The 12,879-nt window shown below is 67.7% G+C and carries 14 protein-coding genes; 12 read left to right on the forward strand and 2 right to left on the reverse strand.

Annotated elements, in window-relative coordinates; translation table 11 throughout:
- Nucleotides 1-323 precede the first annotated feature (323 nt).
- From IEY28_RS14650 to IEY28_RS14665, 4 genes are all read left to right on the forward strand, one after another.
- The gene (locus IEY28_RS14650) at nucleotides 324-629 is read left to right on the forward strand and encodes a winged helix-turn-helix transcriptional regulator (protein ID WP_188999280.1); all 306 of its coding nucleotides are present in this window, start codon (nucleotides 324-326) and stop codon (nucleotides 627-629) included.
- 46 nt (nucleotides 630-675) lie between these two features.
- Nucleotides 676-1,164 (forward strand): metallophosphoesterase family protein, encoded by a 489-nt coding sequence (locus IEY28_RS14655; RefSeq protein ID WP_188999283.1) that lies wholly within the window; start codon nucleotides 676-678, stop codon nucleotides 1,162-1,164.
- 268 nt (nucleotides 1,165-1,432) lie between these two features.
- Nucleotides 1,433-2,206, forward strand: a complete 774-nt coding sequence (locus IEY28_RS14660; RefSeq protein WP_188999286.1) for a coenzyme F420-0:L-glutamate ligase — start codon at nucleotides 1,433-1,435, stop codon at nucleotides 2,204-2,206.
- The gene (locus tag IEY28_RS14665) at nucleotides 2,193-3,176 is read left to right on the forward strand and encodes a 5,10-methylenetetrahydromethanopterin reductase (RefSeq protein WP_188999291.1); all 984 of its coding nucleotides are present in this window, start codon (nucleotides 2,193-2,195) and stop codon (nucleotides 3,174-3,176) included. The genes IEY28_RS14660 and IEY28_RS14665 overlap by 14 nt, the downstream gene beginning before the upstream one ends.
- Here the strand turns inward: IEY28_RS14665 and IEY28_RS14670 are convergent.
- Entirely contained in the window at nucleotides 3,124-3,351 is a 228-nt protein-coding gene (locus IEY28_RS14670) for a DUF8024 family protein (RefSeq protein WP_166968164.1), read from the reverse strand. The two genes, IEY28_RS14665 and IEY28_RS14670, sit on opposite strands and share 53 nt — an antisense overlap.
- Before the next feature lie 91 nt (nucleotides 3,352-3,442).
- Here IEY28_RS14670 and IEY28_RS14675 point away from each other — a divergent pair, with 91 nt between their 5' ends.
- The 6 genes from IEY28_RS14675 to IEY28_RS14700 all read left to right on the forward strand — a co-directional run bounded on the left by IEY28_RS14675 (nucleotide 3,443) and on the right by IEY28_RS14700 (nucleotide 9,900).
- A complete protein-coding gene (locus IEY28_RS14675; RefSeq protein WP_188999293.1) occupies nucleotides 3,443-3,733 on the forward strand; it encodes a DUF7573 domain-containing protein in 291 nt (96 codons plus the stop codon).
- A 174-nt stretch (nucleotides 3,734-3,907) separates the two neighbouring features.
- The gene (locus IEY28_RS14680; RefSeq protein ID WP_188999296.1) at nucleotides 3,908-4,867 is read left to right on the forward strand and encodes an AAA family ATPase; all 960 of its coding nucleotides are present in this window, start codon (nucleotides 3,908-3,910) and stop codon (nucleotides 4,865-4,867) included.
- Nucleotide 4,868: 1 nt separating this feature from the next.
- Nucleotides 4,869-5,843 (forward strand): DUF58 domain-containing protein, encoded by a 975-nt coding sequence (locus IEY28_RS14685; protein ID WP_188999299.1) that lies wholly within the window; start codon nucleotides 4,869-4,871, stop codon nucleotides 5,841-5,843.
- The gene (locus IEY28_RS14690) at nucleotides 5,840-8,062 is read left to right on the forward strand and encodes a transglutaminase TgpA family protein (protein ID WP_420842331.1); all 2,223 of its coding nucleotides are present in this window, start codon (nucleotides 5,840-5,842) and stop codon (nucleotides 8,060-8,062) included. Before IEY28_RS14685 ends, IEY28_RS14690 begins: the two co-directional genes overlap by 4 nt.
- Before the next feature lie 54 nt (nucleotides 8,063-8,116).
- Nucleotides 8,117-8,410, forward strand: a complete 294-nt coding sequence (gene yciH / locus IEY28_RS14695; RefSeq protein WP_004516073.1) for a stress response translation initiation inhibitor YciH — start codon at nucleotides 8,117-8,119, stop codon at nucleotides 8,408-8,410.
- 137 nt (nucleotides 8,411-8,547) lie between these two features.
- Nucleotides 8,548-9,900, forward strand: a complete 1,353-nt coding sequence (locus tag IEY28_RS14700) for a sensor histidine kinase (RefSeq protein ID WP_188999304.1) — start codon at nucleotides 8,548-8,550, stop codon at nucleotides 9,898-9,900.
- A 154-nt stretch (nucleotides 9,901-10,054) separates the two neighbouring features.
- On the opposite strand, the gene engB is transcribed toward IEY28_RS14700, so the two are convergent.
- Nucleotides 10,055-10,672 (reverse strand): GTP-binding protein EngB, encoded by a 618-nt coding sequence (gene engB, locus IEY28_RS14705; RefSeq protein ID WP_188999307.1) that lies wholly within the window; start codon nucleotides 10,670-10,672, stop codon nucleotides 10,055-10,057.
- Between the two features lie 115 nt (nucleotides 10,673-10,787).
- Between engB and IEY28_RS14710 the strand changes: the two genes are divergently transcribed.
- Nucleotides 10,788-12,068: a TIGR00341 family protein gene (locus IEY28_RS14710; RefSeq protein WP_188999311.1), complete on the forward strand. Its 1,281-nt coding sequence runs from the start codon at nucleotides 10,788-10,790 to the stop codon at nucleotides 12,066-12,068.
- A gap of 61 nt (nucleotides 12,069-12,129) precedes the next feature.
- Nucleotides 12,130-12,843 carry an SIMPL domain-containing protein gene (locus IEY28_RS14715; protein ID WP_188999314.1) on the forward strand — a complete coding sequence of 238 codons (714 nt, stop codon included), beginning with the start codon at nucleotides 12,130-12,132 and terminating at the stop codon, nucleotides 12,841-12,843.
- The last annotated feature ends 36 nt before the right edge of the window (nucleotides 12,844-12,879 follow it).

Here is a 12,879-nt window from a genome sequence, read left to right on the forward strand (position 1 = left end):
ACGAAGTGACCCGTGAAGCGATGGCTAGAGCGTGACCGGAGGGAACGGTCTCGGAGTACGAACGGTGAATATAGTGAGCCGTGAGTAGGGTGGGGCGCGAGCGAAGCGAGCGGTCCACCTCGAAAGCGAGGGTCTGAGCCGAGCGAAGACCCTCGGCGGAACGGGGAACGGAGTGACCCGTGAAGCGATGGCGAGAGCGTGACCTTCGGACCCCGAACGGGAAGAACGTGCCACCCGTAGAGACCGACACGGGCAGTGACGCGCCCACAACGGAGGCGTTTATATAGTGTCACACGTAATCGTAGGTACGATTCTCAATGGGCATGGAGCGACTCGCCAATCAGGTGGAAAAGGAGAGCAGGGACCTCGCGATTCTGGAAGTCGTCATCGAACAGGGACCGATCGGTATCGTTCGGCTCTCTGAGGAGACGGACATCCCCGAACACAAGGTACGGTACTCGCTGCGGATGCTGGAAGACGACGAGCTAATCGATCCGACGCCACAGGGGGCGATCCCGGCGGACGACATCGACCAGCGCGTGGCGGCTATCAACGAGGGTATCGACGACCTCGTCGACCGACTCGAAGAACTCGGAGGGCTCATCCCGGCGACCGAAACGGCCGAGTGACACAGACCGGCGAACCGTTTTCACCGGGGCCGTCGAATCCGTTTCTATGGACGTCGCACTCATCAGCGACACGCACATCCCCTCGCGAGCGAGCGCGATTCCCGACGCGTTTCGCGAGCGCATCGAGGCCGTCGACCACGTCGTCCACGCCGGCGACTTCGACAGCGAGGGGGCGCTGTCGAACGTCAGGGCGATGGTCCCTCGCCTCACGGCCGTGGGCGGGAACATGGACCCCAGAATCGGCCTGCCGGACGTGGCGACGGTCGACCTCGGCGGCGTCACGTTCGTCGTCACGCACGGCACCGGGTCGCGCCGCGGCTACGAGGACCGGGTGGCCGGCATCGTTCGGGAGGAGGCGGGACCGGACGCCGTCGGCGTCGCGGGCCACACCCACGAGGTGCTGGACACGACCCACGGCGGCGTGCGCCTCTTGAACCCCGGGAGCGCGACGGGCGCGTCGCCCGCGGACCGAGCGACGATGCTGACCGCGACCGTCGCCGACGGCGACCTCGACGTGACGCTCCACGAACAGTAGCCGCCGGATTTCTCAGGGCCGCGTCGTCGAGTCGCGACCCACCGACGAGACGCCACAGCGCCCAGAAACGGCCGACGATCCCGACGGTGCCGTCCGGGCGGAGCAGGGCGGCCGGGAGCGACGCCAGCACACCGGGCGTCACGGGCGCCCATACCGTCGCTGCGGGCCCGGACCAAACCCCACGGACGCGCTACCGGCAGCGGTTGCCACCGTTGGACGTGCTTGCTACTAACGGCGTCCTTTTTCCCGCGGAACCCGCAGGGGGAGTATGGACGTCTTCGCGGTTGAGGGACTGCCCGAGGTCTGCCCCGGCGACGACGTGGCCGAACTCGTCGCCGAGTGTACGGACCTGCAGGACGGCGACGTGCTCTGCGTGGCCAGCACCATCGTCTCGAAGGCGGCGGGTCGGCAGGCCGACCTCGACGACTTCGAGGCGAGCGATCGCGCCCGCGACATCGCCGACCATATCGCCGCCATCGCCGACGAGGAGAAAGACCCCCGCTTCGCACAGGCGGTCCTCGAAGAGAGCGAGGAGATTATCCTCGACGCGCCCTTCATCCTCGCGGTCACGCACTTCGGCCACATCACGGTCAACGCGGGTATCGACCGCTCGAACGTGCCCGACGCCGACCTGCTCTTGCTCCCCGAGGACCCGACGGACTGCGCCGAACGGATTCGGGCGGGCATCCGAGAGCGAACCGGCGCGGACGTCGCGGTCGTCGTCACGGACACCTCGGGCCGGCCGTTCCGCCTCGGACAGCGAGGCGTCGCGCTCGGTTGGGCCGGCATCCACGCCGCCCGGGACTGGCGCGGCGAACACGACAGGGACGGGCGCGAACTCGGCGTCACGGTGCAGGCCGTCGTCGACGAACTCGCCGCCGCGGGCAACCTCGTCACCGGCGAGGGGGCCGGCGGGACGCCGGTCGCCCGCATCCGCGGCTTCGAGTTCGGCGACCACGGCGGCAGCGACGACCTCTACCGCTCGCCGGAGAAAGACGTCGTCCGGCAGGCGCTCAGGGAATGGTCTCATGTACGGGATTGAACTCACTCCGGAACACCCAGTCGCACAGCTATCCGACTTCGCCGTGCAGGCCGAAGAGGCGGGCTTCGACGCCGTCTTCGCGAGCCACCACTACAACAACCGCGACCAGTTCATGGCGCTGGGCGGGATGGCCAGTCGGACCGACGAGATACTGCTCGGGCCCGGCATCGCCAACCCCTACGAGACCCATCCTGTGACGCTGGCCTCGCGGACGGCGACGCTGGCGGAGATGAGCGACGGCCGCGCCCTCTTCGGCGTCGGCCCCGGCGACAAGTCCACCATCCGCAACCTCGGGTTCGACCACGACGACGCCCTCCGGCGCGTGCTGGAGACGTTCAAGGTCGCCCAGCGCCTCTGGGACGGCGAACGCGTCGACCACGACGGCACCTTCACGGCCGACGACGCGGGCCTGAACTACGAGGTCGGGGAGATTCCGGTCTACGTCGGCGCACAGGGGCCACACATGACGCGGATGGCCGCGAAACACGCCGACGGCGCGCTGTACAACGGCGCGCACCCGACGGACCTCGCGTGGGCCCGCGAACAGGTCGAGGACATGGCCGAGGACCGCGTCGCCGACACCGAGTTCGACCTCGCGGCCTACGCCAGCGTCTCCGTCGCCGAGGACGCAGAACAAGCGAGAGCGGCCGCTCGACCGCCGGTCGCGTTCGTCGCCGCCGGGTCGCCGCCGCCGGTGCTAGACCGCCACGGCATCGACCACGACGTGGCAAGCGACGTCGGCGACGCCATCTCGGCCGGCGAGTTCGAGGAGGCGTTCGGTCTCGTCACGGAGCCGATGCTAGAGGCGTTTTGCATCGCTGGCACGCCAGCGGACGTCGCCGAGCGAACCGAAGCGCTCCGAGAACACGCCGACAGCGTCGTCTTCGCGTCGCCACTGGGTCCCGACGTAGAGCGGGCTATCTCGCTTCTCGGGGCGGCGGTGAACGGCCAGTACTCCCCGGCCGAATGAACAGCGAGAGGGCCGCACCCAGCGTCAGGTAGCCGAAGACGACGGAGGCGGCGCCGACGAACAGCGTCCCGAAGAGGATGAGGATGGCCGACAGCGGGTCGGCGAGTGCGACGTCGGCGAACCGAGCCGGCATTTCGACGATACTCTGGATAAGCTGTGTGAGTAGCCCTTGCATACGCGCCGCTTAGCAGTCGCCCCACTTTGTGCTTCCGTTCGCGGCGACCGAGCCACACAGCTATTTGGCGCTCCCGACCGCACTGCGCGCCATGGGAGAAGACGCCTCGCTAGACCAGTTCGTCGGCGGTGCGGGCGACGAGGGCGACACCAGCGCGAACGACGAGAGCGACGGTGAGACGGCGTCGGCCGCCAAAGAGCGTCCGAACGAGGCCGCCGACGCCAAACCGACGGCCGAGGACGACCCGACGCCGGCGACGACAACCTACGCGTGGACCGGCGAGGGCGCGCAGTGTGCGGCGTGTGGCGAGGTCGTGGAACGTCGCTGGGAACAGGACGGCGTCCTCGTCTGTACAGATTGCAAGGAGTGGGACAGATCCTGACACGGTCGTGTGTCACAGGTGCGCATCCAGCAGAGTTACGTATTCTCGCCCCGAACAACGGGCAACTGGAACTTCGCACAGCGGCGATGGGCACGGGGAGAAGACACTTACTCGGCGTCGTACCAGAGCGGAACACGCCCTGTGGTCTGTCGCCACGGTGCGGACCCTCCACTCATGACAGATACGGACACTACACGCGGCCGACAGTCGGACAGTGCGCTCCGCGACGCGACCCGCGTCGCGACACAGGTAATCGAGAACGTAGAGGAGGTCATCGTCGGCCACCACGAGGAGATCGAGCACATCGTGACGGCGATGCTGGGCCGTGGTCACATCCTGTTAGAGGACGTCCCCGGCGTCGGCAAGACGATGCTCGCCCGGTCCGTCGCCGCCTCGTTCGACGGCGAGTTCAAGCGCGTCCAGTTCACGCCGGATCTGCTACCGACCGACGTCACCGGGGTCAACGTCTTCAACCAGAAGACACAGGAGTTCGAGTTCCGCCGCGGCCCCATCTTCGGCAACGTCGTGCTGGGCGACGAAATCAACCGCGCGCCGCCGAAGACCCAGTCGGCGCTGCTCGAAGCCATGGAGGAGGGACAGGTCTCCGTCGACGGGACGACCCACAGCGTCCCGCAACCGTTCACCGTCATCGCCACGCAGAACACCGTCGAGCAGAACAAGGCCTACGACCTGCCGATGGCCGAACTCGACCGGTTCATGACGAAACTGCATCTGGGCTACCCCGAGGCGGGCGAGGAGACGGCGATGCTCGGCGAGGTGGTCGGCCACCACCCGATAGAGGAGCTGAAGCCGGTCGCGACGCTCGAAGACCTGCAGGCGGCCCGGGACACCGTCGCCGACGTGACCGTCGAGGAGCCGATTCGGTCCTACGCGACGCGACTGGCCCGCTACACCCGTGACCACGCCGAGTTGGGCGTCAGCCCACGCGGCAGCATCTCGCTGTTGCGTGCCGCACAGGCCCGGGCGGTCCTGAACAACCGCGCGTACGTCGTCCCCGACGACGTCCAGCAGGAAGCCCCCGTGGTGCTGCCCCACCGGATTCGGACCGACAGCAGCGAGCAGACGGCCGCAGACCTCGTCACCGCGGCCCTGAAGACGGTCGACGTCGAGTAAGATGCGACCGACACGTCGCGGCGTCGGTGTCTTGTTGGTTGCCGGCGCCGCCGTCGCCATCGGCACGCAGTTCGGCCAGCAGGCACTCGGTGCGGTCGCTGGCCCACTGCTGGTCGCCCTCGGCGTCGCCGCCGGACAGGTGTACTGGGCCGGCACGCCGACGGTCGAGCGCCAGCCACCCCGGCGCGGGTTTCCCGGCGAGCGCCGGACCGTCGAACTGACCGTCGACGGGAGCGGCGTCGCCCGAATCACCGACCGCCTCTCTCGGGGCATTGACGGGGCGGCGACGACCGTTCGCTCCCTGCCGGCGAGCGTCAGTTACGACGTGACCTACGAGCGACGCGGCGAACACCGCGTCGGTCCGGTCGACGTTCGGCTGACGGACTCGCTCGGCCTCGTCGCCGCCTCGACCACCGTCGACGTGACCGACGACGTGCTGGTGTATCCGCCCGTGTATCGACTGGGCGGACCGGAAGCGTTCGTCCGAACGCTCGTCCCCGACGCCGACGACCGACAGGCGTTCGACCGACTACGAGAGTACGTCCCCGGCGACTCCCTGCGAGACGTCCACTGGAAGTCCAGCGCGAAGCGCGACGACTTGCTCGTCAAGGAGTTCGCCGACCGGAACAGCGACCGCGGCCTCGTCGTCGTCGCGGAGGCCGACGACGACTACGCCGACGAGATGGCGGCCGCCGCCGCGACGGTGACGATGGGCGCACTCGAGAGCGGCCTCGCCGTCGAACTGGTGACACCCGGCGGGAGCGTCGACGCTGGCTACGGCGACACCCACCGGGTTCGCCTGCTGGAGACGCTCGCACGCACCGGGGCCGGGACGACGGGACGGAGCGGCGACGCGGACGTGCTGGTGACCGCAGACGACGATGGCGTCACCGTCACCGTCGAGGGGCAACAGCAGGCCTTCGAGGACGTGACGGTGAGTCACGACAACCCGCTCGCCGGGGAGGTGGGGTCGTGAGCGTCGTCGCTCGCGTCCGCAGGCGGGTGCCGTGGGACGAGACGCGACTGCTGGCGCTCCTGTCGGTCGCACTCGCACTCGGCGCGCCGCTCCGGACGATGTATCACCTCATCGACGTGGTCGGGTCGCCGACGGTGTTTCTCGTCGTGACGGCCGTGTCGCTGGCCGCGGCGGCCGTCCTCGCACGAGTGTTGCGTCCGATCCTCGCCATCACTGTGGGTGCGGTCCTGTTCGGCGCCGGTCTCGTGTGGTACGTCACGAACCTCTCGACGGACCCGGCGTTGTCCGCCCTCCTCCGGGACACCGTGGCGCTGTTGACCGGTCGTCGACTGCTCCAGATAGCCAACGTCCGCCTGTGGGTCATCTCCTTTGCGCCCGCGCCGGTGTTTCTCACGACGTACTTCGCGCTCCGGCGGTGGTACGTCACGGCGACGCTCGCGGCCGGGACGGCGCTCGGCTTCTTCGTCCTGACGACGGACGCAGACGTAGTGACGACGTTGCTCGGCGTCGTCGGTGCGTTCGCGACTATCGGGTTCGGCACGCTCGACACCATCGACCATCCCGACGAGCGGCAGTCACCGGGCGCCGGGGGGTCGGTCGCGACGGGTGCGTCGGCCACGGTTGACGATCAGGGCGTCGACTCGGGCCGCCGTAGCGTCCTCGAACAGTTGGCGGCGGTCATCGTCGTGCCGGCGGTCCTCTCACGACTACCGTCGGTCTCCGGCACGTCGCTGTCCTTCGTCGACGAGGAGCAGGCGACCGTCGAGGGGAGTCTCGTCGACGCCGACGAGTCGATGACGATTCAAGGGGATATCTCGCTGACCCCGACGGTCCGATACACCGTAGAGAGCGAGGCAGCGCGGTACTGGCGCGTCGCCGCGTACGACCGTTACACCGGCGACGGGTGGGTCCGGACGGGCAACAGCAGTCCGTACGACGGGACCCGTCTCGCCGAACCGCCAGGCGACAGTCGGACGGTCCGCCAGTCCTTCGAGGCCGAGTCGGACATCGGCACGGTCCCCGCCGTCTGGAAGCCGGTGCGATACGACGGGGACGTAGACGTCAAGCTCACGACGCACGATGGCTTCCAACCCGTCGGCGACCTCACTGCCGGCGACAGTTATCAGATCGTAAGCGAACTCTCGGTCGCGACGCCGCGGCAGTTGCGCGAGGCCGGGACCGAGTATCCCGACAGAGTGACCCGCCGCTATCTGCAACTGCCCGAGAGTACGCCAGGCCGAGTCGGCGAGACGACGGCGACGCTGACCGAGAACGCACAGAACCCCTACGAGACGGCGCTCGTCGTCGAACAGTGGCTCCAGAACAACCGGGAGTACTCGCTCGACGTCGAACGGCCCGAGCGGAACGTCGCCGACCGGTTCCTCCACGCGATGGACCGGGGCTACTGCGTCTACTTCGCGACGACGATGGTGACGATGCTGCGGAGTCAGGACATCCCCGCGCGGATGGCCGTCGGCTACACGCCCGGCGAGCAAGTCGACGAGAACCGCTGGGTGGTCCGCGGCCTCGACTCACACGCGTGGGTCGAGGTCTTCTTCCCCGACCACGGCTGGATCCAGTTCGACCCGACGCCGAGCGAGCCACGTGCGGCGGCCGAACAGGCACGCATCGAGGAGGCCCGCTCCGAGGGAGACGGTGCGGTCGACACGGGTGAGACGGGCAACGACTCCAATTTCACCGAGACTGAGACGCCGACTCCGCCGCCGCTGACCGAGACGAACGAGACGACGGAGACGTCGACGCCAGCCAACACCAGCAACGAGACGGCGACCCCGTTCGTCGAGGGTAGCGAGAACAGCAGTACCGAGGGGCCGGCGGGCCCGACCCTCCCGGACCTGCCGTCCCGCGAGGAGACGGCGCTGGGACTGGTCGCGCTGCTGGGGACGGCCGCCGGCCTCCGTCGGTCGGGCGTCACGAAGCGCGTCTCACGGGCCATCTGGCTCCGATACCAGCGCCGCGAGGACCCCGAGACGGACGTCGAGCAGGCGTTCCAACGGGCGATGTACGTCCTCGACGACGAGTACCGGCCTCGCGAGAGCGGCGAGACGGTCCGGGACTATCTGGACGACGTCGACGCTGGCGAGGACGTCCGTCGCCTCGCAATCCTCCGCGAGCGACTCCGGTACGGTGGGACTGTCTCGGAAGAAGCAGCCGATGAGGCCGTCGAAATCGCCGATAGCATCGTCTCGAACCGGTAAGTTCCGCTTTCCCCCGACAGTGTTTAATACGAAGGTTTCGTACGCCCCGATGTAATGTCGGAAGTCTGCTCGACGTGCGGGCTGCCTGAGGAGCTCTGCGTCTGCGAGGACGTCGCCAAAGAGTCCCAGGAGATTAACATCCGCATCGACGAGCGCCGCTACGGTAAGGAGGTAACGATCATCGAGGGGTTCGACCCGAAAGACGTCGACATGGACTCGCTGTCCTCGGACTTGAAGAGCAAGTTCGCCTGCGGCGGGACCGTCGAAGACGGGCAAATCGAGCTCCAGGGCAACCACACTGGTCGCGTCGAGGACTTCCTCCGCGACAAAGGCTTCAACGTCGCCTGACCTCCTGACCGTCAGAACGGTTCTGTGGTAGCTACGATACGAGTGCCGACAGTCGCGCGGGTGGCCCGACTCCGAGCAACCATCAGAACGACCAGCCGAAACAGTAACGTTCGAACATATCTTTGTACTGGCCATAGATGGGGGGAGACCCGAAGTCGGTACTCGTCGTCGCCGACGACGAGGCAGCCGAACTCGAGTCGGGATTCGACGAGGAGGCCGTTGCAGTCACCGTACTGACCGACCGTCGGAACGTCTTCGACGAACTGACACACGGCGTCTATCAGTGTCTCGTCCTCACGGCGACCGTCGGTGGCCAGTCAGGGACAGACATCGCCTACGGCGTCACGAAACTGTTTCCCGACCTCCCCGTCGTCGTCGTGGGCGTCGACCCGGCGGTAGTGCCGGACGACCTCGACGTCCGCGCCGTCGCGTCGCCGGACCTCGGTTCGCAGGCCGTCGTTGACGCGATAGGAACCAGCCTCGACGGTGACGCGCCGTCCGTCGCCGGGCGGTCGCCCTCGCCCATGGAGACGCTGTTGCTCTCGCTGTTCAACGAGATGCCGGACCACCTGTACGCGAAAGACGACCAGGCGCGACACGTCCTGATGGGACGTGGGTTCAACGAGCCGACCGACCGAGTGGGACTCACAGACCGAGAGGTATCGGAGCTGGCGGACGAACACGGCGAGGCGGCCTACCGCGACGAGATGGACATCCTCGAAGGGGAGGTGGACCGAATCGACGTCGAGGAGTTTCTCGACCTCGCGGCGCCGTACGTGCGAACCCGCAAGGTCCCGTGGTACGACGCCGACGGCGAGATTCAGGGACTCGTCGGGCTCACACAGGACATCACCGCGCGCAAGACCCGCGAACACGACCTGCGCCGCCAACACGAGCGGATGGTGAAAGTGGCGCTCGTATCGGCCCACGAGTTGCGGAACGAACTGCAAATCGCACACGGACGCCTCGAACGACTGGACGACGACACACAGACCGCACCCATCGAGGAGTCGCTGTCGCGCATCTCCTCGCTGGTCGATACGGTCGTGCAACTCTCGACGAGAGAGTCGGATCGACAGGAACAGACGCCGGTGTGGCTCTCGCGACTCAGTCGGGAGGTGTGGGAGACGGTCGCCGACGCGCACGCGGCCCTCGAAATCGACGGCGACGCTCGCTTCCTCGCGGACCAGGAGTCCGCGAGCCTGCTCCTGCAGTTCCTGTTTCAGAACGCGCTGGAACACGGGGCGTCGACCGTCACCGTCGGCACGACGTCCACCGGGTTCTACGTCGCGAACGACGGCCCCGAAATCGAGGTCAGTCCGCCCGAGCGAGTGTTCGACGCCGGGTACACGACGATCGAAGGCAACACCGGGTTCGGCCTCTACATCGCGAAATCGGTCGCGGAGGACCAGGGCTGGACGCTCTCGCTCACCGACGCCACCGCCGGGTCGGTCAGATTCGACGTCGAGAACGTCGACCTCCACGGGTAGGTGTAGCGTCCAGTCGAAGCGTACGGCGCGAGCGACGCGAGCGCCGTTTCACGCGAAGCGCCGCTGGCGCTTCGCGCCTTTTTCATCGACGTTTTTGGCCCGGGGTTGAGCGCTCGCCGTCAGCGAGCGCGATGCCCCGGGTGAAAAAGGTCGTTCAGAAGAACTGGAACAGGTCGTCGCGCTTGGCCTCGTGGAGGTGGTGTCGGACCGCCTCGTTCAGCGCCGAGACGTTGCCCCGTTTCGCCGAGATGGGGGCGATGGTCTCCTGCCACTGCTTCCACGGGGGATAGAGACCGAGGCGGTCACACAGGTCGTTCAGGCGTTCGTCCTCGTCGTCGACCTTGTCCATCTTGTTGACGGCGACGACGGGTTCGACGCCGACCTCCCGGAGGAAGTGGAACATCTCGACGTCGTGAGGGATCTCGTCGGGGCCGGAGTGGCGGTCGATGATGTCGACGACGGACTTCCCGTCGACGACGAGGATGCCGACCAGAATCTTCTCGGCGTTTTCCTCGACGTAGCGGACGACGTCGGTCTTTATCTCCTCGCGGACTTCCTCGGGGACGCCCTTCATGAACCCGAACCCGGGGAGGTCGGTGATCATGAAGTCTGGACCGGTCCAGTCGTAGTGGTTTGGGCTCCGGGTGACACCGGGTCGCTGTCCGGTGTCGAAGGTGTGGCCGGTCACCTCCCGCATCAGCGTCGACTTGCCGACGTTCGACCGGCCGACGAGCACCACTTCGGCGTCGCGGTCCGGGCGTGACTCGAACATATCCCCGATACAGCGCCGACGGGGAAAAGCGCGTCAGTTTCCGGCGGCGGAGCAGGGCGGGTCGCGGGACCGGCCATCACCCGGATTTTTGTTCGCCGCCGTCGCACGGATAGCCGTGCGGTTGGTACATCTCTCGGTCCCGACGGGCAAGCGCGAGGCGGCGCTCGGCGTGCTGGACGACGAGGGCATCGACTACGTCGTCAGCGACGAGACGAGCAACCGCGACATCGCCGCCGTCGTCTCCTTTCCGCTGCCGACGAACGCCTTAGAACCCGTCCTCGAAGCGCTGCGCGAGGTGGGTATCGACGACGACGCATACACCGTCGTCGTGGACGCTAACACGGTCATCTCACGGCAGTTCGAGGCACTCGAAGACCGCTTCGCCGAGGAGGAAGACGAGGACCGCATCGCCCGCGAGGAACTGACCTCGAAGGCCAACGACCTCGCCCCGTCGCTCCCGACGTATGCCATCATGACCGTCATCAGCGCGGTCATCGCCACCGCCGGCCTCCTGCTCGACTCGCCGGCCGTCGTCGTCGGGTCGATGGTCATCGCGCCGCTCATCGGCCCGGCGATGACCGCCAACGTCGGCACCGTCGTCGACGACCAAGAACTGTTCGTCCGCGGGGTCAAGTTGCAGGCGGTCGGGTTGCTACTGGCTATCGTCAGCGCCACCGTCTTCGCCGTGTTCGTCCGGACGGCCAACGTCATCCCGCCGCTCGCAGAGGTGACGTCCGTCGGGCAGATACGCGAGCGAGTCGCGCCCGACTTCCTCTCGCTGGTGGTGGCACTGGGCGCGGGCGCGGCCGGCGTCATCAGCCTCACGTCGGGCGTCTCGACGGCGCTCGTGGGGGTGATGATAGCCGTCGCGCTCATCCCCCCGGCGGCGACGGTGGGTATCGGCATCGCGTGGGGCGAACCGCTGGTCAGCCTCGGGTCGGGCGTCCTCCTCCTCGTGAACGTCCTCTCTATCAACCTCGCCGTCCTCGTCGGCCTCTGGTATCAGGGCTACCGCCCGGAACACTGGTTTCGGGAGGGGAACGCCCGGTCGGCGACGGTCAAGCGAATCGGCGTCCTCGTGGCGTCCATCCTCGTGTTGTCGGCGTTTCTGGGCGGCGTCACGCTGGACTCGTTCCAGCGAGCGACGACCGAGGCGGCGATACAGGACCAGATCGAAGGGGCCGTCGACGCGCCCGCCCGCGTCCTCTCCGTCGAAGTCGAGCGGACGAACACGGTCATCTTCCAGGAACCGCGCCGCGTCGTAATCACGGTGGGCATCCCGCCGGGCACCGACCCGCCCGGACTGGCCGCGGAACTGGACGAGGTCGCCGACGCGGCCGCCGGCCGAGACGTCGAGACGTCGGTCCACTACGTCGTCGTCGAGACGGCCGCCTGACGGTCAAATTCGGGTTTGAGCGTCCGACGGGCTAAATACGTCGGCAGGCGTTCGCGTGGGTATGGTCTCCAAACCACTCGCGATCGCAGGCGTCGTGGCGGTCCTCCTGGCCGGCGGTGCCGGCTTCGCACTCGCAGACAGCGGCGGGACGCCGACGGCAGAGAACGCGACAGTCAGCGTCAGCGCGGACGCGACGGTCGAGCGCGCACCCGACAGGGCGACGGTCACCGTCGCCGCCGTCGGTCGGGGTGAGACGGCCGCGGCCGCCCGGGACAACCTGACCGGTGACGCCGGCGCCGTCCAGCAAGCCCTCGAAGACGAGGGGGCAAACGTCACGTCTTCACGGTTCAGCATCCATCCCGAGTACGAACGCACCGAGACGGGCCGTGAACAGGTCGGCTACGTCGCGGTCCACACCGTCGAAGCCGAGACGAGCGACGTGGACTCGGTCGGGACACTCATCGATACCGCCGTCGACGCGGGCGCGGACCGCGTGGAGGGCATCCGCTACGAACTGAGCGAGGCGACCCGACAGGACGCGCGTGAGGACGCCCTGACGACGGCGATGGAGCGGGCCCGCGCCGACGCCGAGACGGTCGCCGCTGCCGAAGGTCGGAACGTCGACGGCGTCGCCACCATCCAGACGAGCGACAGCGGCCGATACGTCGTTCGGACGGAAGCCGCGTTCGCCGCCGACTCCGGCGGGAGTACGACCATCTCGCCCGGCCCGGTCACCGTCGACGCTGCGGTGCAGGTGACCTACGAACTCGAATAGCGAACGGAGCGCAGTCGTCCCCGGACTGAGTGAGCA

It is taken from the genome of Haloarcula pellucida (assembly GCF_014647235.1).
Taxonomy (GTDB): Archaea; Halobacteriota; Halobacteria; order Halobacteriales; family Haloarculaceae; genus Haloarcula; species Haloarcula pellucida.

Bases quoted from the DNA above. Each gene is read 5' to 3' on its own strand.
- IEY28_RS14650 (WP_188999280.1), top strand. From the start codon at position 324: ATGGAGCGACTCGCCAATCAGGTGGAAAAGGAGAGCAGGGACCTCGCG.
- IEY28_RS14655 (WP_188999283.1), top strand. From the start codon at position 676: ATGGACGTCGCACTCATCAGCGACACGCACATCCCCTCGCGAGCGAGC.
- IEY28_RS14660 (WP_188999286.1), top strand. From the start codon at position 1,433: ATGGACGTCTTCGCGGTTGAGGGACTGCCCGAGGTCTGCCCCGGCGAC.
- IEY28_RS14665 (WP_188999291.1), top strand. From the start codon at position 2,193: ATGTACGGGATTGAACTCACTCCGGAACACCCAGTCGCACAGCTATCC.
- IEY28_RS14670 (WP_166968164.1), bottom strand. From the start codon at position 3,351: ATGCAAGGGCTACTCACACAGCTTATCCAGAGTATCGTCGAAATGCCG.
- IEY28_RS14675 (WP_188999293.1), top strand. From the start codon at position 3,443: ATGGGAGAAGACGCCTCGCTAGACCAGTTCGTCGGCGGTGCGGGCGAC.
- IEY28_RS14680 (WP_188999296.1), top strand. From the start codon at position 3,908: ATGACAGATACGGACACTACACGCGGCCGACAGTCGGACAGTGCGCTC.
- IEY28_RS14685 (WP_188999299.1), top strand. From the start codon at position 4,869: ATGCGACCGACACGTCGCGGCGTCGGTGTCTTGTTGGTTGCCGGCGCC.
- yciH (WP_004516073.1), top strand. From the start codon at position 8,117: ATGTCGGAAGTCTGCTCGACGTGCGGGCTGCCTGAGGAGCTCTGCGTC.
- IEY28_RS14700 (WP_188999304.1), top strand. From the start codon at position 8,548: ATGGGGGGAGACCCGAAGTCGGTACTCGTCGTCGCCGACGACGAGGCA.
- engB (WP_188999307.1), bottom strand. From the start codon at position 10,672: ATGTTCGAGTCACGCCCGGACCGCGACGCCGAAGTGGTGCTCGTCGGC.
- IEY28_RS14715 (WP_188999314.1), top strand. From the start codon at position 12,130: ATGGTCTCCAAACCACTCGCGATCGCAGGCGTCGTGGCGGTCCTCCTG.